The 22,657-nt window shown below is 63.1% G+C and carries 15 protein-coding genes; 4 read left to right on the forward strand and 11 right to left on the reverse strand.

The features are described 5' to 3' along the window. Positions 1-305: 305 nt before the first annotated feature. The 7 genes from AC07UC_RS29385 to AC07UC_RS29415 form a co-directional block, all read right to left on the reverse strand. Complete coding sequence (locus tag AC07UC_RS29385; protein ID WP_494908295.1) at positions 306-1,442, reverse strand: AAA family ATPase; 1,137 nt, start codon at positions 1,440-1,442, stop codon at positions 306-308. Positions 1,443-1,456: 14 nt separating this feature from the next. Further along, positions 1,457-3,349: a trypsin-like serine peptidase gene (locus AC07UC_RS29390; protein ID WP_494908296.1), complete on the reverse strand. Its 1,893-nt coding sequence runs from the start codon at positions 3,347-3,349 to the stop codon at positions 1,457-1,459. Continuing rightward, on the reverse strand, positions 3,309-4,535 hold the full coding sequence (locus AC07UC_RS29395; protein ID WP_494908297.1) for a S8 family peptidase: 1,227 nt from the start codon (positions 4,533-4,535) through the stop codon (positions 3,309-3,311). Before AC07UC_RS29395 ends, AC07UC_RS29390 begins: the two co-directional genes overlap by 41 nt. Before the next feature lie 42 nt (positions 4,536-4,577). Next, complete coding sequence (locus AC07UC_RS29400; RefSeq protein WP_494908298.1) at positions 4,578-5,564, reverse strand: DNA/RNA non-specific endonuclease; 987 nt, start codon at positions 5,562-5,564, stop codon at positions 4,578-4,580. A gap of 31 nt (positions 5,565-5,595) precedes the next feature. Beyond that, positions 5,596-8,400 (reverse strand): S8 family serine peptidase, encoded by a 2,805-nt coding sequence (locus tag AC07UC_RS29405; protein ID WP_494908299.1) that lies wholly within the window; start codon positions 8,398-8,400, stop codon positions 5,596-5,598. Positions 8,401-8,404: 4 nt separating this feature from the next. After that, on the reverse strand, positions 8,405-9,385 hold the full coding sequence (locus tag AC07UC_RS29410) for a hypothetical protein (RefSeq protein ID WP_494908300.1): 981 nt from the start codon (positions 9,383-9,385) through the stop codon (positions 8,405-8,407). 88 nt (positions 9,386-9,473) lie between these two features. Next, positions 9,474-10,871: a YcaO-like family protein gene (locus tag AC07UC_RS29415; protein ID WP_494908301.1), complete on the reverse strand. Its 1,398-nt coding sequence runs from the start codon at positions 10,869-10,871 to the stop codon at positions 9,474-9,476. 67 nt (positions 10,872-10,938) lie between these two features. Between AC07UC_RS29415 and AC07UC_RS29420 the strand changes: the two genes are divergently transcribed. Beyond that, the gene (locus tag AC07UC_RS29420; protein WP_494908302.1) at positions 10,939-12,972 is read left to right on the forward strand and encodes an AfsR/SARP family transcriptional regulator; all 2,034 of its coding nucleotides are present in this window, start codon (positions 10,939-10,941) and stop codon (positions 12,970-12,972) included. A gap of 22 nt (positions 12,973-12,994) precedes the next feature. Here AC07UC_RS29420 and AC07UC_RS29425 read toward each other — a convergent pair whose 3' ends face one another. The 4 genes from AC07UC_RS29425 to tssH form a co-directional block, all read right to left on the reverse strand. After that, on the reverse strand, positions 12,995-13,399 hold the full coding sequence (locus AC07UC_RS29425) for a DM13 domain-containing protein (protein WP_140775198.1): 405 nt from the start codon (positions 13,397-13,399) through the stop codon (positions 12,995-12,997). 17 nt (positions 13,400-13,416) lie between these two features. Then, positions 13,417-14,949 carry a peroxidase family protein gene (locus AC07UC_RS29430; protein WP_494908303.1) on the reverse strand — a complete coding sequence of 511 codons (1,533 nt, stop codon included), beginning with the start codon at positions 14,947-14,949 and terminating at the stop codon, positions 13,417-13,419. A 382-nt stretch (positions 14,950-15,331) separates the two neighbouring features. Next, positions 15,332-16,006, reverse strand: a complete 675-nt coding sequence (locus tag AC07UC_RS29435; protein WP_494908304.1) for an N-acetylmuramoyl-L-alanine amidase — start codon at positions 16,004-16,006, stop codon at positions 15,332-15,334. 250 nt (positions 16,007-16,256) lie between these two features. Continuing rightward, on the reverse strand, positions 16,257-19,067 hold the full coding sequence (tssH, locus tag AC07UC_RS29440; RefSeq protein ID WP_494908305.1) for a type VI secretion system ATPase TssH: 2,811 nt from the start codon (positions 19,065-19,067) through the stop codon (positions 16,257-16,259). Between the two features lie 337 nt (positions 19,068-19,404). Here tssH and tssA point away from each other — a divergent pair, with 337 nt between their 5' ends. Genes tssA through tssC form a run of 3 tightly spaced genes read left to right on the forward strand, consistent with a single transcriptional unit; the run spans position 19,405 to position 22,629 of the window. Next, positions 19,405-20,577 carry a type VI secretion system protein TssA gene (tssA, locus tag AC07UC_RS29445; protein ID WP_494908306.1) on the forward strand — a complete coding sequence of 391 codons (1,173 nt, stop codon included), beginning with the start codon at positions 19,405-19,407 and terminating at the stop codon, positions 20,575-20,577. Positions 20,578-20,583: 6 nt separating this feature from the next. Continuing rightward, positions 20,584-21,123, forward strand: a complete 540-nt coding sequence (gene tssB / locus AC07UC_RS29450) for a type VI secretion system contractile sheath small subunit (RefSeq protein ID WP_140775193.1) — start codon at positions 20,584-20,586, stop codon at positions 21,121-21,123. A gap of 3 nt (positions 21,124-21,126) precedes the next feature. Next, positions 21,127-22,629 carry a type VI secretion system contractile sheath large subunit gene (gene tssC / locus AC07UC_RS29455; protein ID WP_494908307.1) on the forward strand — a complete coding sequence of 501 codons (1,503 nt, stop codon included), beginning with the start codon at positions 21,127-21,129 and terminating at the stop codon, positions 22,627-22,629. The last annotated feature ends 28 nt before the right edge of the window (positions 22,630-22,657 follow it).

A 22,657-nucleotide genomic window follows, 5' to 3' on the forward strand; every position in this document is an offset into this window, starting at 1 on the left:
GCCCGATTGCTGCCGATCCCAGAAAGTCGCTATGGCGGCACGCCCTGCCAGTTGCGCTTCGCCGTTGACCGTGAGCAGAGGCATCATCACATCGGCGGCTTCGGTCGCCGATGCGAAACGCACTTCGCGGCCCGCAAGCACCGCCAGTGCAACGCCCAACCTCGTCACCCGGTCTACGCCAAGCGCAACGCCGGCGATGCCGGCCAGTTCCGACAGCAGGTTCTCGATGTCCCCGCGACCGCCAAGCTCGTCCCAATACCCCTGAAGCGGGTGGGATTGCGGCGTGCTCGGTTCGCGCGAGCCGGTCATCGTGTTTGCGACAGGGACGGGAATACGTCGAGCGCCTTGCCGAGATCGTCAGCCGTCTTCACCAGGACGCCAAGCAGGGCCTTGATCAGATCGAGCGGGGGCGCCTTGACGTTGCTGTCCATGGCCGCCAGGAATTCGGCGGCGCTGATCGGCGAGACATGGACTGCACGCGCAAGCGCGATGTATTCGGCGGTACCTGGAGGGCGCGACGAACCCTTGATCCGGTTGGCCACCTGGTCGCCGACGGCGAAGGCCGCATTAGCCAAGTCACTGGCCTTGCCGTCGTCGAGCTTGTCGATGGTCCTCAGATGCTCGGAAACAATCCGCTTCAGCTGCGCCTCGTCAGGCATGGCGATTTCGTGAAACACGCAACGCCGCAGAAAGGCGTCCGGCAAATTGTTTTCCGCATTCGTGGTGGCAACGATCACCGGCCGCGAGCGGCGACGCTCTGTGTCGTCCCCGGCGGCATCCTTGGCGCCGATCTTCAGGCCGAGCTCATCGATGGTGAAGCGCATCGCCTCGAAACTCTCGAGCAGATCGTTGGGCGTATCGCGCGGAGCCTTGTCGATCTCGTCGATCAGCACGACGCTGGGCCGGGGTTTGTCCGGCGGACATTCCGCCGGCTGAAAAAGGTCGCGCAGCAGCAGCGGCCCCGGCTCCCGCGCCACGTCGCCGACGATTGCCGCAATGCGCGATGGCTCGGTGACCGGCTGATCCGTGGCCGCGTCCAGCACCAGCGCGCTGCCGCCGCAGGCGGTCACGATGGCGCGCCCGAGCGCCTCGAAACGCAACAGGCGTCGCAGCGGCAGATCCCTGTCGTGAAAACGGGTCAAAAGGTCGAACTTGTAGAGGAGGTCGCGGCCCGTGGTTTGTGTGGTTACGGTGACGCGGATCGGCTCCTGGCCCTCACCGAACAGGCTGGAGGCGATGTGGTAGGCCGCCCCGGTCTTGCCGACACCCGGCAGGCCGCTCAACAGCAAGGGCTGTCCCAACAGGACCGCCAGGGCGGCGGCTGTCGTCAGGCTGTCGTCGGGCAGATATGGCCGCTTCTTGGCGCCGGTGGCGCGGCCGCCGAAAGAAGTGCCGTCGAGCCTTTCAGCAAGAAGATCGCCATTGAGAACGAGGCGGGTCATACCGGTCTCCTGTCCTATTTCAGAGCGCTGAGGCTCTTCTGGATGAAATTGAACCGCAACTCGCCACCGGTGAACGGTGGGTCCATCGCGTTGCCGAGCATGTCGAAGACGTTGGCCGCACGGAACTGCTGCGTGCACCAGTCGCGGAAGTCCGTGAACGAAATTTCGTCCAGCGGCTTGGTGCAGATTTCACTGTGCATGCCTTCGGGCGGCGGGCACTTCTGGAACAGGGAAATGGCGCGTTCGACCAGGCCTTTGGCCTGTTTGAACGCCTGCCCGGCCTCCCGCGACGATACATAGATGGTCAAGACCGTGACGAGAGGATTGCCCCGTTCGAACGAAATTCCGGACGGCGGGACCGGGCCTTGTTTCGCCCAGCCGGTAATTTCCTGCATCAGTTGCCGCAGCGTGGCGATGGCCCCTTCCAGGGGCTCGCCGGTGTCTTCATCGAACAGCCTGTTGTCGACGACATCGAACAGCAGCAGGCGCGGGCTGGCGCCGCTGGCCAGCCTGTCGGCGATGGACGGCTGCGCCGGATTCTCGCCCGGCGCCCGTGCCCCGATATTCTTGGCGAGTTCGGCGAGCAGACGGGCGCATTCCTCGGCGCCGTTCATGTCCTTGATGGTTATGGACGGAGGCGCGGAGGCGAAGGTGCTGATGTCGAAGAACGGCTCGTCGTTCTCGGTGCTTACTTCCTGCAACCGTCTGCAAAGCGCATCCGGACCGTCCCAGTACGTTGTGACGAAGACATAAAGGTAGCTGCGCGGACGCTTGGTTCGAAACCCGTCGAGATAGATCTTCACCGGTCCCGTGCGGTCGAGGCGATGAATGACTTCCCGCGCCCGCTGGAAAGGATTCTCCTCGACGGCGGAAGCGGACGCCTTGGGCACAAACGCCCAGAATCCGGCATCGGCCTGTGCAGGATCGGGCTTGGGAACCGGTGCAATGGTCAGCAGACCCTGCGCGGCGTGCTCCGACAGCACGCGGTTGAGTACGCCATAGACCTCGGCACATCCCGTGGCATCGTCCATCCGGTAGACGGCCGCGCCGGACGCCCCCGCATAGGGATGCGGCAATTCCGGGGTCGGCAACCAGACTTGAGGCAGGTTCAGGAAAATGAGGCCGGCGGCCGTTGGCTCAACCTGCTCTATCGTGCCGCCAAAGGGTATCGCCGCTGGAATCCCCGCCTGGCCGATGGCCTTCAGCACGTTCTTCAGGACCAGATCCCCAGCGATGGGATAAGCCATGAATTTAACAGGGGGCGGCCTGTCCCCGGCCACGCCAAGACGAATGCGTTTCGTGGCTTCTTCAAGCTGGTACTTCTTGATCAGGTCTTGCGCCGCGTCGACACTGTCTTCAGGCAGGGGCTCGCCTTCCCGCAGACCGTCATTGTCCAGCGCCAGAAGCGCGACATCGGCGGAATCGATCGATGCGAGCGAGCCGGCGGGCGGCCACACCAGCCGCGCCGGGTAGAATTTCACGGCAGGCCGGGGCCCTCCTGCGATCGACCGGGATGCTATCTCGAAGCGGACGTAGAGCCGCAATTCATGATGTGACGGCACGACGGCGCCCTCATGAAATGGGCAGATCACGTGCAGCGCCGTCATCACCAGACGCTTCGATACCAGCAGGCCGGTACCCGTTTCGTCGCCATCCGCGCTCTGGCGCATGACGAACATGGTAAGGTCTACTATGGGATCCTTTTTTTCCGCCACGCACCGCCCCCGGACGCTGCCTATTTGACTATGGGAACAATTCTTGCTGTGAGAGAGCCTCTGGAAACACCTGCCGTCAGGGCAATGATATCTTGCCTTGCAAGGATTTCCCGGCGCAAACCCACAATAGACATGGTGTAGATTGCCCTGTTCATTTCGCTTGAGGCGCCTGGACCAGGCCGTAACCGACATCTTCCTGCCTGAAAAGCGGCCCCATACCCGATGCCGTCTGTTTGATCTTGTCGATGACATTGGCGGCGCTGAATTGTTTGTCCTGCATGAGACGGCCGGCCCATAGCGCGGCGACCCCGGCAACGTGCGGAGCCGCCATACTGGTGCCGCTCATGGCGACGAGACCACCGCCCTTCTGGGCCGAGACGATCTCTTCCCCCGGCGCCGCGATCGTCGCGCCTTCATTGGAGAAGGGTGCGACGCGAAATGTCTTGTCCTTCTTGCGGCCGAGTGCCGCCACGGACATGAAACGCTCACCTGTGGCCGGCGGTGCCACGATGATGGAATAGTCGGGCCGGTGACTTTCATTGCCAGCGGCGGCCGTGACCACCGACCCGGCCATCAGACCGTCATGGCCGACCATGCTGCGTGACAATTCGTCGAAAAGCCTGGTGTTGAGCCGGTAGCCCGCCAGCGCCAGCGACGTGGCCTGCTGTGCCTTGTAGCCGTATTCGGTCATCAACAATTGCTGGTAGCCGGGAAAATCCATGCCCAGCGACATCGAGATGACATGGGCGCCTTCGAACTGTGCCCACTGGATCGCCTTTACGATCTGTTCGGACGAACCGCCCCCGTTTCCCAGGACCTTGCCGATCAGCGCCCGCTTGACGCCCCTGGCAACGCCGATCCGGCAATTGTCGACATCGCGCCCGAATATAGTGCCGGCGCAGTGGGTCCCGTGCCCTTCCTCGTCCGTCACATCCTGGAGGGAGCCGCCGATGAAATTGCGGGGAACCAATTCGACACCGGCAAACGCCTCGTGATCCTTGTCTATGCCGGTATCGAGCACTGCCACCGTCACGCCGTCACCACCGAACGGGCTCGTCGAGGCTGCGACGGCTTCAACGCCCCAGCTGATGACAGGAATGGTTTTCGGCTCGGGTTTGGCCGAAGGGAAGGCTCGAATGAGCATGACCGGCATCCGCGGCGTGATCGACAGCACCGTCGGGTCGGCGGAAATACGCCGGTGATCGTCAGCGCTCATTGTGTCCAGCTCGACGTCGATATCCTCGATGCCGCGGGCGAACGGACGCACGCGCCTGGCCGAGATCAATTGCGGATCCCGGGTCGCCAGGCTTTCGACCACGGCATCAGGAGCACGTGGCACGCGGCTGCGAAGCACCACCATTTCCAACTTCTTCTTCATGCCATCCCCCTTGCCTTGCGCTATGCTCCCCGCGAAAGCGCTTTAGACGCGCACATCGCCCAGCACCCTGATCTCCGACGAAATGGACAGGCCGCCTTCGATCTCTTCCTCGTTGGAAAACCCGTCGAAATTGGCGAGCGAGCCGAAAGAGAGGCCGGAAAGCCCTTCGACATATTTGACGCTGCGCTGGTAGGTTTTGTAGGCGCCGAACGCCGCCTCCAGCTCACTGAGCTCCCTTTCCTGCTCAACCACATAGGCCGTCGCCGACGGGCGGCCGTCATCGGAGATGAACGACACCACTTTCCAGAAAGCTTTCGGAATGAGCGCATCGCGGTAGCGAAGATCAGTGGCGCCGAAGACGGGTCCGGTGAACACGGAACACCGCTCGGCCCAGGCCCGCGCATTCTGCAGGATGTAGTTCTCAAGTCCGAGCCAGGTCTTCTGATTGACGATGTCCATCTGCGGCGCACAGTTCGTGAAGTGAAACGTGTCCGCATTGGCGACGAAGGCGTTGGCGCCCCAATTGGGATCCTCGCGCCTGACGAGGTGTCCTCTGTCGAGGCGATTGCCGGTGTAGAGGTCCTCACCGAGCTGCGCTTCGGCCGGTAGGCGCCCGTCGAGCGCCCATTTGTCGTCCTCGCGCCCAATCGAAATGGAGCGGGCGCCCTCGATATTGACGGCAGTGAACATGGCCATGCGCCGCGACGCGCACATGACGACGGAAAAGTTGCAATAATCGAGCCGGCCGCTGGCATCGCCGCCAACCGGCGTTATGTCGCGGGATCGCTGGCCGGTCGGCTTGGGCAGGTCGATCGGGAATCTGGTCAGGAAAGTCCGATCGAAGCCGGTACGGCCAGCAAAGGACTGAGGCGACGACGTGCGCGGTCGCGCCGCGCGCTCGGCCATGGCACCCTCGCTGCGAATGTGCGTTTCGAGAGCTGCCCCGGCCCCCGGCCCGCGCAGGCGCCGCATATCGCGAAGCTGCGGTCGCCGGTCCATCCTTACGGTCACAAGTTCAGTCGCAGACATGAGTTCTCCAATCGAAAAAAAGCCGAGGACATCACCCGGCGTTGAAAAAATTTCCAAAGGCCTTCAGGTCGAGCAGTTGTGCATCGCCGTCGACGGCATGGCGAATGCTGGCCAGATCGTGGGCGAGGTTCTGCCGCAGCGTCTGCCCGCCAAAGTGCAGGCCGCCTATGCCATAAGGATTGCGCAAGCTGATAAGGGGAGCGCCCGAGTTGCCAGCAAGGGTGGTGCCGTCATGGCTCACGGCCCAGCGGTGCTGGTCCCCGACCATCTCTCCCGGCTTGTTGACGATCTGACCGGGACTGACATATTTGGTGCCATACTCGTCGCCGAACAGCTCCCAGAAACGGTCCCATATATCGGTCGAGACCTCGCCGGTGTCCGGGTCGATGGCCGCCGACAGGTTGGGCTTTGCCGGGTACCCGACAGCGATGAACTTGGACTGCTCGGCCGATTCCATGAAAAGCGGCCCCGAAGGGGCTGGCTCCGGCAGGCCGGCGCCAGCGGCGTTCGTGGTTTCCACTTCGAGGATGGCGATGTCCAGCTTGCCGATATCGGCGAACTGGCCGATCTGCCAAGGCCCCGCCGTCAGCACGCTCTTGACCAGGAAGCGGCGCTTTTCGTCGATTGCAGCCTCGTCAAAGCAGATGGACACCGGCGCGTTGAGCACAAACCGGCGTGGTCCGCCAGAAGACGGAACCGGCTCGGAAAACGCCTCGATGACGTGCCGGTTGGTCATCACCAGGCCCTTGGCGATTACCGTGCCGGTGCCGACATGCGAATGGCTGCCGGCCTCGTCGATGTCGATGCGGCCAACCGCATCGATGAGCGGCTTGAGAACCTTTCTCGGCGGCCCCAGATCGCCGGCCCAGAACTCCAGCTGCGGATCCTTGGGATCGACCATCCCGGCCACGACCCGGAGCGCGGGACGATCGGTCAGCCGCACGATCGCTTCCGCCGTCGCCCTTACGGCCCCGACCGATCCGGCATCGATACTCCTGCCCTTCGCCCAGGCGTCGACGACGCCTTCGGCATGAGTCATGATCACGCGGCCGGCTGCGCGGGCGGATTCGGTTGTGCCCGCCCGCGCGCCGCGGCTGCTCAGGACCTTCTCGATACGGTCGAGCATCTCCTGTTTTCCGGAACGGGCAAGCATCGTCTGCGCGGTGATGGGCGGCGGCACCGCGCTTTCGGAGGCGGAGCCTCGACGCGGCCGCGAAGCCCCTGACGGCGTGCGTGGGCCGACGAAAGCGGTGAGTGGTCCCGATGGTCCCGGCAAGGTAGTGCGGTCGAGCAGCACGGCCGCGGCGCCAGACGGACCGATGGCTGCTGCCAGGGCCCGGCTGGGGCGCGGTGCAACCGCGCTTTCGAGTGCCCCAACACGTTTGGGGTCCACGCGCTGGCGCCGATCAAGCGCCAGAAAGCCTGCCTCCGTGACGAAGCGTTGCGGGTTGGACGTCGCCTCGAGGATCGGTTGGCCGGGATGTGCGCTTTCCACGGGAACGGCAGCCGGGATGTCGGAAAGCGGCAATGCCAGCAGTTGTTCCGCATCGACCACACCGGCGCCCATGGACCTGCCGGGCCAGTTCGCGGGTTTGCGCGCCGATTTCCTGACGGCGGCGCGAAACAGTTCCTGGATGTTCACACCGCGCCTGGCCGCCTCGGCCTTGACCGCGGCAGGGGAGTGCCTGGCCAGCCAAAGTGCCGCGCACCCGGCAGTTAGGGCCACGGCAAAGGATGTCCCCTGGCCTGGCTCGACAACCGATTTGTCGGCATCCATGGGCCGGTTCCGCCGCGCCACATAGACATTCTCGCCCGGAGCCGAAATGTCGACCTTGGGGCCGCTGGATGTCCCCTTCCAAGGTCGATCGTTGAGGTCGACACCAGCCACGGCGATGACATTGCGGTCCCAGGCGGGATAGACGACGGTTGGTATGCAATTGCCGGCCGCGGCCACAACGATCATATTCGCCTTGACGGCCCTTTCTATAGCCCGCCGCAAATCCGCGCCTTCGATCGGCCCGCCAAGGCTCATCGTGATGACGTGGCATTTCGCCAGGCGGGCATGGTCAACGGCGGCCGCGACGGCGGCGCCACTGCCGATCACGACCGAATTGACGCAACGGATTGGGACCAGCGTCGCTCCGGGGGCTGCACCGACGATCGCCAGAGAGGGACGGCTCACGACCGTACTCGATGTCGCCGTACCATGGCCCGGCGAAGACATCGACGAGGAGAGTGGGTCGATCGGAAGGCCGCCGCCGGCCAGAATGTCCGTGCCTTTTGCCAGATCGAGCGCACCATCCAGTTCGCGATGATCGGCGACGCCCGTATCGGGCTGGCCGACGAGAATCCCCTGGCCGGTGGTGCCGAACCTGGCCCATGCCCGGTCGGCCCGCACCGCCGAGATCGCCCAGCGGATGGTCGAGGGAACCGGAGCGCTCGACTTGCATAGCGTCCAGACGATACCGCCCACCGATTCCGGTGCGTTGCGGTTAAGCTCGTCATCGGCAATCCAGCCCGGATCGACATCGGGAACGCAGGAACGCAGGCCGCAGTCATCGATGAGATTCTGCGCGACCTCGAAGAGGAACCCCGCCGATTGCTCGCGCCGCACATTGGGAAACTGCAAGATGTGGACGAGCGGATCTTCACCCGGCGGCAAAGGGAAGAAAGCAAAGCGCTCGCTGCCGATCAGTCCCGCCAGCTTCGCGCGTTCCGCCGGAAGATCGGGCGGCGCGCCGTATTCGAGCGTGAAACGGATGATGTCCGGTGCGAGCGCTTTCGAATCCGGGTCATCGGTTGCGTCGGCGGCTGCCTTCAGGAATTGACGATACATGTCGTTATCCTCCCGCGTTCAAGTCGACGCCGGCATTCCGCTCGAGCGTGATTTCGAAGTCCGCTATCGCCCTGTCGGCAAACGACCCGGTCCAACTCCAGATCGGCTTGAGCGTGGTCTTGATGACTTTTTCGCCCTTTGTCGGCGGAGGATCCTGCACGACTTGCGACAGCGTGATCGCGTAGGGCTTGCCCGTTGGCACGGTGTAGCCGCCGCTCGACGGGTAACGCATCGGATCGCGCGAAAAGACCCGCTTCAATCTCTCCCCCACACTGCGCGTGGCCAGCACGCCAAGCACGGGATCCCCGGCCATTGCTTGGTCAGCCAAGGCCAGGCCAACGACATAGTCGACCCGCGGGGCGCTTCTCGAAGCGACCACCCGCACTGAAAACCACGCCGAACCGGTTTGCGGCTTGGGCGCTTCGGCGGCAGCGGAAGGCGTGCGCAAGCCAAGGTTGACCAGCAAGGTGTTCACGCCGGCGCTTCCGCCTGCGATGATCAATGCCGACAGGACGGTGGTCAGCACCGTTGTCGGCATGGTCGCCGGCACCTGCTGGACGCCGGTGGCAAAGCCGATGATCTTGCTGACGGGATCGTATCCGGAGAGGCCGACGAACAGAGCCGCGATAACCAGCATCACCAACGTCTTGACCGCTCGCGCCGAAAAAAACTCCTGATAGAGCCGCCAGTTGAAGATTGCAGCGAACGCCTGCTCGAACACCGCGGCGATCAGAAACACCTTCATCAATTCGGTGAGGATGTTGGAAGCATTCGGGATGTCGTTGCCCTGCGCGACCGCCTGCTGGGTCGATATGATAAGAACCGGAAGAACGTACGCAAGGGCCTTGCGCCAACCTGCGGCGGGTGACCGGATACCCACCGCGTCCGCGCAACGCTTCTCGCCAATCTTGCGAGCCGCCACGGTTTCCGGCGCCCTTGTCGTCGCGCCGGATTTGACGTCGGTCGAACTGTATCGGGTCTTCATCACCGCACCCCTCCCCCTACCTGTCGCGGCAATTTGGGAGGAGCACCGTGAACTCAGCGTGAAATCAACCCCAGGCGGAGCCCAAACCTCAGACGAAGAGAGGCATCAGCCGCTCAAAATCGCGGCGTCCGTAAGTTGCCTGCCAACCCCGCTGTTGAGGCAACATCCAGAGCCGCTCACACCCTGGCCGCGGCTTGAAGTGTGCGAGACCGACGCAGATCGCCTTGACCACGGGGACCTCGAATGCGGGCCGCTGCAAGTCCGCGAACCATACATTGCCGCCGCTTGCGGTGTTTATCTCTTCCATCAGGCGCGACAGCATCCCTGCTTGGCCTGTCTGCGTTGCCGAGCGCGGATCGGAGCCGCTCAAAAAGCCCATTGTGTCGAGATTTGCGTGCTCCAGCCAGGCCGCGACGCGACGGTCCACGGCAGGCATCGGCGCATCGCCGTTTGTTGCGACCCGCATCTCATGGGCATCGAACGCCAGCTCGGTCTGGATCATCTCGAGGAACGCGGCCTTGGCCGCCGCCTGCAAATCGAAGGCCGCCGCAAATCCGACCGCCACGCGCCGGCCGTCCCCCTCGCACGATATAGCGGCTGCCACATGCGCGCTGTGAAAGGTTGAAATGTCGAGGAACCAGACACGCCGCCCGGTTTCGACGGCGTGCTCCTTCAGGGCCGCTGACAGGGAAGCATCATCCCCGGTGGGCGCAAAGCGCCGACGCCGGCAGCCCCGCCACCACCATATGCCGGTTGCATCGCGCTCAACGAGTTCCAGCACGGCGCGCGACATAGCGGCGTCGATCGTGCTTCCGGCGGCGCAGCCATTGGAATCGGCGTTCAGGCTGTCGTCTCCATGGACGGCTTCGCCAAAGCCACCGAAGCAAAGAAATGCGGGGCACATCGCGGTGCGCGAGCCCACGAAATCGCGCACGCGGGCCAACCGGTCGGGATTGTACAGTTGCCCGGGCGGGGGGATCGCATCCCAGCCTTCCCACATGCGGTTGAGACGGCGGCGCTGCTGTATCTGGCGCCTGGAAAAACCCAGTACCGCCTCGGCCGAGATGATATCGCTGGCCTGGTCGGCCGCTACAAGCTTGCTCTCATCCAAGGCCTGATACATCCAACTGCTGATTTCCACGGCTTCGCCAAGGCATCCCAACAGGGCCTGTGACCGGCTGTATCCCTTTCCGCTCACAGTCAACCGGCGGATACCGCCGCTCCACGCCAGACCGAGGTTCGCCGCTGCCAGAATGCCGCCCGGTATCTCGAAGAGATCGACAATCAGGCCGTGACGGGCGGCGAAGCTGTACAGACGCAGGCGATCGGAAGCCTCGACATCCATCTCCGGCCGGAGTTCCAATCCCGCGAGCCGAAGATCCTGCCTTATTGTATCGGGCACCTTGTCGAGCACCGCGTTTGAAGAGCCGACAGCGGAATGCGGCTGTGCGCAGAGCACTTCCCAATGACCTTTTTCTAGCCGCATTCTTCGATCTTCGCTTAACGTCCGCCCGGTTCTGGTATTAAATGATCAGAGGGCGTTTGGGTCGATCATGTCAGTAACCATGATCCACAGGCAGAGAGAAAGAGGCTCTTCCAGGAAAAGCCTCGAGATCAAACTCGTCGGCAATTTCGAGATACGCAGCCTCGACAAGGTTTATGCTCTCGACAAACGCAAGGCCGGCGCGATCCTGGCCTATCTCATTTTATCCGAACAGACGCGCGAAACACGCGGGCGTTTGTCCGCGCTGCTGTGGAGCGACAGCGATGAAGAACACGCACGCGCCTCGCTGAGGCAATCCATCCGCGATCTGAAGCAGATCGAACTCAAGACGGGGGTGCAGTTTCTGGTCCTCGACAAGCTCTCGGTCGGGATCGACCCCAATGTCCTGCGAACGGATCTCGCGGCTCTGCGCCATGCGCTCAGGGACCGGGATTTCCCGACTGTCGACGGCATCCTGGCACGAAGCGACAGATCACTTTGCATCGGGCTTCAAGATTGCGATCCGGTATTCGACAACTGGATCGGGATGATTTCGACCCAGTGGTCGGATGGTCTGACCCATCAACTGTCGAAATCGCTCAACGAGGCAAATTCGAGCCTGGCGGAACGTAAGGCGATCGCCGGCTGCATCTTGCGCCTCGATCCTTTCCATGAATCGGCGGTCGTCAGTATGCTGGGGGCGCTGCATCGGGAAGGCGGCTATGCCAGGGCCCGCGTTTTCTTCGAACGCTATGTCAGCGACCTGAGGTCGGAACTCGATCTCGCTCCGCCACGCGAAATCATCCAGCAACTGGAGCGGTTCAAGACAGCGGCCCAGGACGGGGCGGATGCGCAGCCGCGAGCCGCCTTCGACCCTGCCGCGCCGCGGCAGCTCGTCGAAAGGCCGACGATCGTGCTCGTCACGGAAAAACACAGGAGCGCCGACGCGCACATTCAGTTCGCTCTGGTCAGTGAACTGTCCGCCACCCTCTCGCGGTTCAGGCATTGGACCGCAATCCACACCGAGCTTGATCGCGACACGATCCGATCGGGGTCTGTCGAGACGCTTCGTGCCGCCGTGGGGGAAACCGCCGACCTTGCCGTGATCATAACCGCGACCGATGACGAGGACGAACCGCATTTCGATATTTCATGCCGCACGATCGCAACGGGCGTGTTGCAGTTCTCCACCACCGCGCCTCGAGAACCGGCGGCATGGAGACCCGTCTTCAATGAAATCTGCGCGCGGGTTGCTTCACGCCTCCAGTTGGTGATTTCCACCACGCGCCTCCATCGCATCGACGAACAGTCGCCAAACTACATCTCGGCCTATGACAACTGGCTCGACGGACAGCGGCTTTCGACGCTGTGGCGCAAAGACACCGACGCCGTCGCGATCGCGCGTTACGAAGAAGCCATTCGCCAGGACCCTAGCCTGGCTTGCGCCTATTCGAGCCTGGCTGTGATCCTGAATTCGCGGTGGATCGTGCTGCCCGGCTATCCAGTCGAAAGTGCCGACCTCGACCGTGCATTCGACCTCGCCAAGAAGGCGGTCGCGCTCGATCCTCTCGATCACCGCAACCAGGTCAACCTGGCCTGGAGCCACCTCCTGGCGCGGCGCTGGGAACTGGCGGAATTTCATTTCGGACTGGCGCACGACCTCAACGCCGCCAATCCGGCGACCCTTATCGCCTATTCGCTTTTCAGTGCGTTCATCGGAAATCATCAGCGAGCGGTCGACCTGTCGCGACGGTCGTTCGAGCTCAACCCGCTGCATGAGCCGCACTACCATGGTTACCATGCGACCGTTGCATTCCTGGCGGGCGACCTGCAGGGCTGCGTCGAGGCTGTCGAGAAAAGCGACGGCCTGTTTCCCGATATCCGAGGCTGGTCGGCTGCCGCCCATGCCTTCATGGGCGATGACGCGAAAGCCGCCACCGACTTCAGGATATTTCTGAAGGGTATCACGACCGCATGGCACAATGGCGAGCGCCCGACCCGGCGAAGTGCGATCGACTGGTTCAAGAACGTCTTCCCGATCCGCCTGGATGCCGATCGCGCGAGACTGAGCGAAGGCATCGACCGCGCCTCACGGCTGGCATGACGCGGCCGAAGCCGGGCGCATCTTATCTGCAGCGCGACATAACATAGTCGCCAAGCCGGCAACGGTAGCCCCGGAGCCGGTTTGCCTTCTTCTCCTCGACCGTCGAGCCTGCATTAGGGTCGAATTTGTAGTGCGCCGGGAAAGGATAGTCCTCTCCGGGGCCGACCTCGGGCGCGATCGTCCGCACGGTCTCCTCGACGTCCCCGGTGAAAGGAAAGGCAATGTTGACGACGTTCTCTTCATCGAAATGCGCGATGATCTCGATCTCGTCCCAGGTTTTGCCGCGCGGGTTCATGAACCCTCTGAGCAGGTCTTTCTTCTCGTTCTGTGTGCCGTGTCTGAATATCTCCATGGTGGCGGGATCCTTTATGGCTTCTCGAATAAAGGCTCCCAACGCTTCGAACTGCACATTCTCGAATTTGGCCATGACCCCTCTCCATTTCTTCAGGTTGCGACGTTGCCGGTTCTTCGATAGGCCCGCCCCGGCATGTCCAGGTTAGCGTACCGCTTGAAGTATTCGTAGAGCTCGTCGTCTGAAACCAGCCTGTCGTCGGCCAGCCCCAATAGCCCCGCCAGATTGCCGGGTTCGGCCGATGATAGGGACAGCGGCACCTGGATTTCGCTGTCCCCGGCATTGAACAGTGCAGCGGCGACGGTGGCCGCGACGATGAACGAGCCGGTCGGTCCCAGCCGGTTGCCGTCATCTCCGAGCACTGCGGCTTCCTGCATGATGTAATAGGACAGAGGTGTTTCGGTCAGGAACTGCGGATGGGCCAGCAGCGTCTTCTCAAGCACGCCAGCCTGGAAGCTGTAGCGTTTCCTGCAGCTTTGCGTGGGCAGCATGGCAGCGCCGGAAAGTACAGGCACATCCGCGGAAAGCGCCGCAGCGACGGCGCCGGCAATCGTCTGGCCTGATGCGATGCCGAGATCGTAACAGCGCCAACAATCCATGAAGGCGATGGACCGAGGTGTCCCGTCGAAGTCGGCGGCGTGCTGAACCACCGCCATCTCGTAGTTGAGAAACGGACTGATACGGCGTGCCTTCAGTGCCTTTGCCGCGTCGCCCGGCTCGATGAAACGGCTCCAGTCAACGGCCCAATTCACACGGACCGGAACGTCACCGTTCGGGCGCTGGCTCGAAAATGCCAGGATTTCGCGCAAGGTGCCGGCTTCTTCTTCGAATGCCTTGTTGAGGGCGTAGCGGTCGCGGACCATCGAATGCGCAAACCGCGAGGCGCCAAATGTGAACTCCATCGGCAAGTCCGCCAGCGGCTTCAGCGATGCGACGCCGGGGCCGCGAAACTCCTCGCCATCGAAGAAGTGCGCCCAGACTGCCGGGGCCAGAATTCGCCTGAGATAGTCGTCAACGACCACGCGGCGATAGACACCGGTCAGGTAAAGCCGCGCCTGATCGAAGGCGGTCTGCGGCGGTACAGCGCGGCGCGCCATCAGCAAATCGACGAGACGGTTGTGCACCTGCATCAACGAGCATTGCAGCTGGGAGAGAATGAGATTGTCGTCGTTCCTGGGGTCGCCGATCAGAGGACGGTAAGGCGCCTTTCGTCCGCACACGCTCAAAAAACCGCTGGAGGCGTCGACGCGCGGGACGTCTCGCGCCCTTTCGACCGCACCATCGACGGGAAGTTTGACCTGCTTGTCGCTGACTCCGGGCAGGCCGATCGGAAATCGACAAAGAGTGGTGTCGCTTTCCGATGCCGAGTCATAGAGGTGCGAGTCCACAATCAGGCCTCGTCCATAAAGGCCCGACAGATCGAGACTGCCCGAGACGGCATTTCTCAAGGTGAACCCGGCACGATCGCCCGGCATGCCAAATATGCGGCTAAAGACGATGTCGTGAAACGTGAACTGGCCGAAATAGGTATAAGCAGCGGGATTGTCGCTGAGGTCGGGGGAATCGATGGGACCGAGCATGCAGTTCGAGATGTCGGTGAGCGCCGCCTGGGTTCTCTCCGTCATGGAGCCATCTTCTCCAGCCGGCATGAGGCCTATCGGCTTTTCGGCGAGATCGGGAAACAGGAGCCGGCGCCGAAGAGCGTCGCCCGCGTCCGCACCTGCCGCTTCGACGGTGGGACCTCCGGCAGTCCTCGCCATCGCGTTGAGCGCGCGGCGGTGATTTACCAGGGTTTCATATGTCGCATATTCGCCGTGTCTCATCGCCAGCCCTTTTCGTCAAAGACTATTCCATTCGCACGCGGTCGGCGATACCAGGCCGGCCATATCTTGCGCCCCCGGCCAAACGGCCTGGCCCAAGGGCGGGACGGATTATGTTGGGAGGCCCAAAATCCGTCCCGCCGCCAGCCCCCCGGCCGACTTGAGATGCATAGTTGAAGCCTACCGATCACCCGGTGCAACAAGTCCGGACATCAGTTGGTGCAAGTTTGCCCATCGGGGTCACGCCGGCAATCATCGACGATACGGATTCCGTGCCGGGAGGCGATATGACGAGCTGGCGAAAACGGTTCCAGTCGAAGTTCATGCCTGGATCGGGCCGGCCGGCCGGATCGAGCGCGGCATGCGAAACGATGGTCTTGAGGTTCGGGTATTTTGCCCAGCAATAGCGGACAATCCTCGCCGTCACTTCGACCTGCCAGCTTGAGAATGGGTCCGCGACCTGGCTGTTGACGACTTCAATGCCAAGGCTCCAGTGGTTGACGCGCTTGGCGCCGCCATTGACCCGCGGATGGCTCTTGTCGTTTCCCACATGCCAGGCCGCCCGCGATTCCGGCGCACACGCCCAGACAATGTTTCCGTGCTGGCTTTCGTTCTCATCGGGAACCAGCCAGTGGAAACTGCCGCTGCCGGCCTGCATCACCGACATTGCCCTTGCCGAGCTGCCGCCGGCAGTCGCATGAATGACCACCGCGTTGATGCCGAGGATCGGATCGAAACGCCGCAACGACGTCGAGCGCGCCCAGTAATCCTGAACGCCTGGATAGAGCACCTCTGGGATCGCAAATGGCGCCGGCCTACCCGCGGCCGGCAAATCGAACAGGTATGTCTTCGGATCTGGCATCGCTTGCTCCTGCAAAGCTCGCGTTTGACGATCCGTGTATCGCAACGTTGGCGTGAAACGAGCGTGAATCATGTCCCGCCGCCCGGGAGGCATCGCCGGCCATCAAGAGAGTTCCGTCGACCAGGAGCGCCCGATCGGTCCGATTCTCAAGAGAATCCAGCACGTTCTGGGGGGATGATTGCCGGGATATCCCATGCCCCAAGCGGCTGCGCCCCGTGGCAAGCCTTGCTTGATCGACGTTCGCCCGAAGCTACTCGAAGGAATAGGTGAAACCTTCCTTGGAGGCGCCAACGGTGACCTTTGTCATTTTTTCGCCCGCGAGCGACCGGTTGAGCACGCCGCGGCTCAGTTCCGGCAGCAGCGTGTTGGTCAGGATGGCATCGATCATCCGTCCGCCGGATTCGATCTCGGTGCAGCGGGCCTTGACCAGATCCATGACACCGTCGCCGATCACCAGTTCCGCATCGTTGGTCGTGCGCAGCCGGCGAGCGATCTTGGCAAACTGGTGACGGGTGATGGCTTCGATCATCCCGTCCGAGAGCGGGTAATAGGGAATGGTCACCACCCGGCCGAGGAAGGCGGCCGGGAAGACCTTCAGCAGCGGGCTACGCAAGGCGATGTCCAGATCGTCAAGCCCGGCCCGTATCGTGCCGTTCCGGGTCCGCTCCATGATGACCTCCGAGCCGACATTGGAGGTGAGCAGGATCAGCGTGTTCTTGAAATCGATCCGGCGCCCCTCGCTGTCGTCCATCATGCCCTTGTCGAAAACCTGGAAGAAGATCTCGTGCACGTCGGGATGCGCCTTCTCGACCTCGTCGAGCAGGATCACCGAATAGGGTTTTCTACGCACGGCCTCGGTCAGGATACCGCCCTTGCCGTAACCGACATAGCCGGGTGGCGCGCCCTTGAGTGTCGAGACGGTGTGCGCCTCCTGGAACTCGGACATGTTGATCGAGATCAGGTTCTGTTCGCCGCCATAGAGGGTTTCGGCCAGCGCCAGCGCGGTTTCGGTCTTGCCGACGCCCGAAGGACCGCAGAGCAGGAACACGCCGACCGGCTTTTCCGGTGCGCCGAGCCCGGCGCGGCTGGTCTGCACGCGTTTGGCGATCATCTCCATGGCGTGGTCCTGGCCGACGACCCGCTCCGAAAGCGTGGTGGCGAGCTTGAGCGCCTTTTCGGTCTGGCTGGACAGCATCCGTCCGGTCGGGATTCCCGTCCAGTCCTGGACCACGGCGGCCACGGCGTTGCGGTCGACCGAGGGCAGGATCAGCGGCGCCTCGCCCTGCGCCGTAGCCAGTTCGGCCATCAGTTCGCGCAACCGGGCAAGGTCGGCCGCAGGATCCGGCGGCGCAGGATCGGCAACCGCCGGCACCTCCGCCTTGGCCTTGGCTGCCTTGGTCTTCGCCGTTTCCGTCATCGTCGTTTCGGCCTTGGGCGGCTCAGTCTTGGGCACCTTGGTCTTTTCTGCGTCCGTCACTGCCGTTTCAGTGTCGACCTCAGCGGTCGCCTCCGCATCGAGCGGCACGCCCTCACCGCGCAGCCGCGCGCGCAATTCGAGTATCTCCGCAACCAGCGCCTTTTCACGCTCCCAGCGCCCCTCGGCGGCAGCCAGCGTGGTCTCGGTTTCGGCTAACCCGGCTTCAACCCGCGCCTGGCGCTCGGCCACCTCGATGCCGATGGCGGCCTCGCGACCGATGATGCCGCGCTCGACCTCCAGCGCCTGGCGGCGGCGCATGATGTCCTCGACCTCGGCCGGCGTGGCGTGCTGCGATATGGCGACACGGGCACAAGCGGTGTCGAGAAGGCTCACCGCCTTGTCCGGTAGTTGCCGTGCCGGGATGTAGCGATGCGACAGGCCGACCGCCGCCTCGATCGCCTCATCGAGCATCTGCACCTCATGATGCTTCTCCAGAACGCCGGCCACGCCGCGCAACATGAGTACGGCCACCGCCTCCGACGGCTCGTCGATCTTGACCACCTGGAAACGGCGGGTCAGCGCAGGGTCTTTCTCGATGTGCTGTTTGTATTCGGCCCAGGTCGTCGCCGCGATCGTGCGAAGTTCACCGCGCGCCAGCGCCGGTTTCAAGAGATTGGCCGCGTCGCCTGTTCCAGCCGCGCCGCCGGCGCCGATCAGCGTGTGGGCCTCGTCGATGAACAGGATGACCGGCGTCTCGGACGACTGAACCTCGTCGATGACAGCCTTCAGCCGTTTTTCGAATTCGCCCTTCACGCTGGCGCCCGCCTGCATCAATCCGACGTCGAGCATGCGCACGCTGACGCCTTGCAGTGTGGGCGGCACGTCGTCCGCGGCGACACGCAAGGCAAAGCCCTCGACCACCGCGGTCTTGCCGACACCGGCCTCGCCGGTCAGGATCGGGTTGTTCTGCCGGCGCCGCATCAGGATATCGACGATCTGCCGGATTTCCGGATCGCGGCCGACGACCGGATCGATCTTGCCGTCGCGGGCGCGCTGGGTCAGGTCCGTGGCGTATTTCGCCAGCGCTGAATCCCCACCCGGCCCCCGCCGCGGCGCTTCTGGAGCGGAGACCATGGTCGAGGCACCGGCTTCGAGCGAACCCTCCACGACATCGGCGAACCGCGCGATGACCGCGTCGGCGTCGATCTTGTCGAACTCGCCGCTGATCTTCGACAGCAGGCCTTCCAGCACCGGCGTCTTCAGGCAGGCAAGCAGGATATGTGCGCTGCGGACTTCCTCGACGCCGAACTCGAGCGTTGCCAGGTTCCAGGCCTCCTGGATGGCATGGAAGATGTGGTCGGAGAATTCCTCGATCGATGTGGCGCCATAAGGCAGCTTGTCGACGGCGCGGGTCATGTCGGCCGTGAGCCGGCTCGCATCCACGCCCGCATCGGCGATGATCATCTGCACATCGGAGCGGTCGGAAAGCACCAGTTGCTCGATGAAATGGACCAGTTCGACATAGGGATTGCCGCGCAGTTTGGCGGCATCGGCGGCAGCCTTGAAGGCGCGGACGCCGACAGGATTGAGCTTGCCGACCAGTTCCTTGCGCTTGAAAGTCTGCGATGACCGGCGCTGTTCCATCGAACGTGCTCCTGCAGTCTGCCAGCCGATAAACTGCCACATAAGACGTCACTTGACAAAGCGCGTCATGGACCGATGTCCCGGTGCCCGGTTTAGCCGGCTCCTTTCCATTTGTTGAAAGTCCCGCACCATTGACTGCAAACAGCCACGTCGCCGCATGCCTCTGCGCGATACGGTTCGCATGCGGCCAAGGCAACCACGCCGTGGATTTCTGCGCTTGTGAGGCGATCGCGTTTAGCTTCTGTTAATTTTTGAGCGCTCGTTGAATTGTGGTAAAGTGCAACCGTGTGATAACGTTGCGTCACGTATGGCTTGAGGCTGGTCGCTGGGGGTTTGTGTGATTGATGTCGCACTCTGGCTTAGTCCGCTTGACGGTGGAAATCCGTCAGGGGAAGACTTGCGCAACGACCCGGCTTTTCACGAGCTGGAGCGCCTGACCGAACCCGAGATCAAGGTCGTCCACGACGGCAACAACAAGCCCACGTCGCAAAGCACCATTCCGGTCGACTGGTCCGCCGTGCTGGCGAAGGCGGGGGAACTGCGTGCGCATGGCCGCGACCTGCGGCTGCTGGTCATCGTCACCCGCGCACTGGCCAATGAAGAAGGGCTGGCCGGGCTAGCGCAGGGGCTGACCCTGATTGCGCAGACCTTCGACCAGCATTGGGAAACCATGCATCCGGCACTGCGGCCCAACGCTTCGCCTCGCGATGCCGCCTTGCGCCGCATCAACGCGCTGCTCGACCTCCAGAATAGTCAGGGCGGGTTGTTGGCGAACCTTAGGCAGATGATTTTCTTTGCGCGGCGCTCGATCGGGCCGATCAGCGGACGCGACCTGGAACAAAGCGCGCTCGACGACCGTGTCATGCTCCAGGAAGCCGCCTCCGGCTTGAATACGGCGGAAAAGGCGGCACTGGTCAGCGCGCACGGACAATTGTTGAACCGGGTGCGTGCCGGATGTGCGGCACAAATGGATCAGGCCGGTGCGGAGATGATCTCGCTGGTCGCCGATGCCCGGGCTGCGATCGCAGCCCTTGACGCGGTCGAGACCGCGCTCGGCGCCCGCCTCGAGGGCGGCGGCGCCCCTGTTCCGGAATTAAAACGATTTCTGCAGCGTTTGCTGACGACCCTCGAACGGAACTCGGCAGCGGGTGCGGTGGCGAATGGCGTGGCCAAGCCGCCCATCCCGGCAGAACCGGCAACACCTGCTCGAAACGGTCATGGAGCCGAGACTATGGCAAGTGCGGCAAGCTACGCGGACTCGAGCACGGGGCTTCCCGACCGGATCTCCTCGCGCGACGACGTGGTGAAGTGCCTCGACCTCGTTGTCGCCTTCTATGACCGCACCGAACCGTCGAGCCCCATACCGCATCTGGCCCGGCGTGTGCGCCGGATGGTGCACATGGATTTCGTTGAACTGATGGAAGATCTCGCCCCGTCGGGGCTGAAGGAATTCCGGCTCCTCGCCGGCGTTCCCGATGCCAAGAAGACGGCTCAGAAGGATGAAAGGTAACAGCACATGCCAGCCGAAAGCAAAGCGAAGGTCATCGAACGAAATCGTGCGCCGCGGGTGCAGATCGCCTACGATGTGGAAACCTACGGTAGCCCGACGACGATCGAATTGCCGTTTGTCATGGCCGTGATGGCCGACCTTTCCGGCGCTTCGCAGACCAGGGAAGCGTCGAAATCGGTGCTGGACCGAGCCTTCGTGGAGACCGACGCGAACCGCTTCCCCAAATTCATGGAGGCGCTCGGGCCCCGCGTCAAAGCCCGGGTGAAGAACACGTTGCCGCAGGCCGAGGGCCAGGAGCGCGACGAGGAACTGGCACTCGATCTCACCTTCACCAAGATGGGCGATTTCGCTCCCGACAAGATTGCCGAGCAGGTGCCGCAACTGGCCGAGATCCTCAAGATGCGTCGCCAGCTCGAGGAGTTGCTCGGCTTCATGGATGGCCGCGTCGACGCCGAAAAGCGCATCGCGCAGCTGCTGAACAACGAGCCGCTGCTTGGCAAGATCGCCAGCCAGGCACTGGCCGACGACGACAAGGCAGGGGAGTAAGTCATGGCCGAACAGCAAAAGACCGCCGTCGCCGCCGAGGCCGAAGCCATCGACCTGGGAGAATTCAGCGGGCTCCTCGAAAAGGACTTCAAGGTCAAGAAGGACGACAGCGAGAAGCTGCAGCAGCTCGTCCGCAATCTCGCGCTCGCGGCGCAATCGCGTTCCGACACCACGACCATCTCGTCCAATGCGATCAAGTCGATCAAGTCGCTGATCGCGGGCATCGACAAGATGCTGACGACACAGGTCAACGAGATCCTGCACGCGCCGGAAGTGCGCGAGATGGAGGGCACATGGCGCGGCCTCTGGTATCTCGTCAACAACACCGAGACGGACCAGAAGCTGAAGATCCGGGTGATGAACATCTCCAAGGAACAGCTGGCCGACACGCTCGAAGACTATGAAGGCCAGATGTGGGACCAGAGCCCGATCTTCAAGAAAGTCTACACGGACGAGTATTCGATGCTGGGCGGCGAGCCGATCGGCTGCGTGATCGGCGCCTACGAATTCTCCAACCACCCACGCGATGTCGGCCTGCTGCGCAATATTTCGGGCATCTGCGCCTCGGCACACACGCCGTTTATCGCCGCCGCCTCGCCGCGCCTGTTCCGCATGGACAGCTGGCAGGAACTGCCGAACCCGCAAGACCTGCAGCAGATCGTCTCCAACCCGGCCTATGCCTCGTGGCAGTCGCTGCGTGAGAGCGAGGACGCCCGCTATATCGGCCTGACCATGCCGCGCGTCCTGGCCAGGTTGCCCTATGGCACCGATACCGTTCCGGTGAAGGGCTTCACCTTCGAGGAAGAGGTGCGGGGCGATCACAACAAATATGTCTGGATGAACGCCGCCTTCCCGATGGGCGTCAACATCAACCGCAGCCACAAGCTTTTCGGCTGGGGCACGCAGATCCGCGGCGTCGAGAATGGCGGCACCGTGCTCAACCTGCCGGTGCACAGCTTCCCGACCGACGATGGCTCGATCGCGATGAAATGTCCGACCGAAGTCGCCATCGACGACCGGCGCGAGGCCGAACTGGCCAAGCTCGGCCTGATGCCGATCCTGCACCGGAAGAACACCGATCTCGCGGCCTTCATCGGCGCCCATTCGCTGCAGGACGACGAAACGCGCGCCGGCCGACTGGTCGACCCCGATGCCCAATCGAACGAGCGGCTGAGCGCCAACCTGCCTTATCTCTTCCCGGTCTCGCGCTTCGCGCATTACCTCAAGGCGATCGCGCGCGACAAGGTCGGCTCGTTCAAGGAACGCTCCGACATGCAGATCTGGCTGACCGAGTGGATCAACCGCTACGTGCTGGCCAACCCTGCCTTCGCCGACGACAAGGCGCGCGCCAAGCGCCCGCTGGCGGCGGCCGAAGTCCAGGTGGACAGCGTGGAGGGGCGGCCGGGCTACTACAACGCCCGCTTCTACCTGCGCCCGCATTACCAGCTGGAAGGCATCAACGCCTCGCTGCGGCTGGTATCGGAACTGCCGTCCGTGAAGACCTGATTTGCAGCAACCAGACCTTGTTTTGTTT

The sequence above is a fragment of the Mesorhizobium sp. GW821-FHT04C10 genome, assembly GCF_059420305.1.

What these genes read in the sequence shown, in the direction of transcription:
- AC07UC_RS29400 (WP_494908298.1), bottom strand. Translation starts at nt 5,564, where the DNA reads ATGTCTGCGACTGAACTTGTGACCGTAAGGATGGACCGGCGACCGCAG.
- AC07UC_RS29430 (WP_494908303.1), bottom strand. Translation starts at nt 14,949, where the DNA reads ATGACGGAGAGAACCCAGGCGGCGCTCACCGACATCTCGAACTGCATG.
- tssB (WP_140775193.1), top strand. Translation starts at nt 20,584, where the DNA reads ATGCCAGCCGAAAGCAAAGCGAAGGTCATCGAACGAAATCGTGCGCCG.
- AC07UC_RS29395 (WP_494908297.1), bottom strand. Translation starts at nt 4,535, where the DNA reads ATGAAGAAGAAGTTGGAAATGGTGGTGCTTCGCAGCCGCGTGCCACGT.
- AC07UC_RS29390 (WP_494908296.1), bottom strand. Translation starts at nt 3,349, where the DNA reads ATGTCGGTTACGGCCTGGTCCAGGCGCCTCAAGCGAAATGAACAGGGC.
- tssH (WP_494908305.1), bottom strand. Translation starts at nt 19,067, where the DNA reads ATGGAACAGCGCCGGTCATCGCAGACTTTCAAGCGCAAGGAACTGGTC.
- AC07UC_RS29435 (WP_494908304.1), bottom strand. Translation starts at nt 16,006, where the DNA reads ATGCCAGATCCGAAGACATACCTGTTCGATTTGCCGGCCGCGGGTAGG.
- AC07UC_RS29385 (WP_494908295.1), bottom strand. Translation starts at nt 1,442, where the DNA reads ATGACCCGCCTCGTTCTCAATGGCGATCTTCTTGCTGAAAGGCTCGAC.
- AC07UC_RS29415 (WP_494908301.1), bottom strand. Translation starts at nt 10,871, where the DNA reads ATGCGGCTAGAAAAAGGTCATTGGGAAGTGCTCTGCGCACAGCCGCAT.
- tssC (WP_494908307.1), top strand. Translation starts at nt 21,127, where the DNA reads ATGGCCGAACAGCAAAAGACCGCCGTCGCCGCCGAGGCCGAAGCCATC.
- AC07UC_RS29425 (WP_140775198.1), bottom strand. Translation starts at nt 13,399, where the DNA reads ATGGCCAAATTCGAGAATGTGCAGTTCGAAGCGTTGGGAGCCTTTATT.
- AC07UC_RS29405 (WP_494908299.1), bottom strand. Translation starts at nt 8,400, where the DNA reads ATGTATCGTCAATTCCTGAAGGCAGCCGCCGACGCAACCGATGACCCG.
- AC07UC_RS29410 (WP_494908300.1), bottom strand. Translation starts at nt 9,385, where the DNA reads ATGAAGACCCGATACAGTTCGACCGACGTCAAATCCGGCGCGACGACA.
- AC07UC_RS29420 (WP_494908302.1), top strand. Translation starts at nt 10,939, where the DNA reads ATGTCAGTAACCATGATCCACAGGCAGAGAGAAAGAGGCTCTTCCAGG.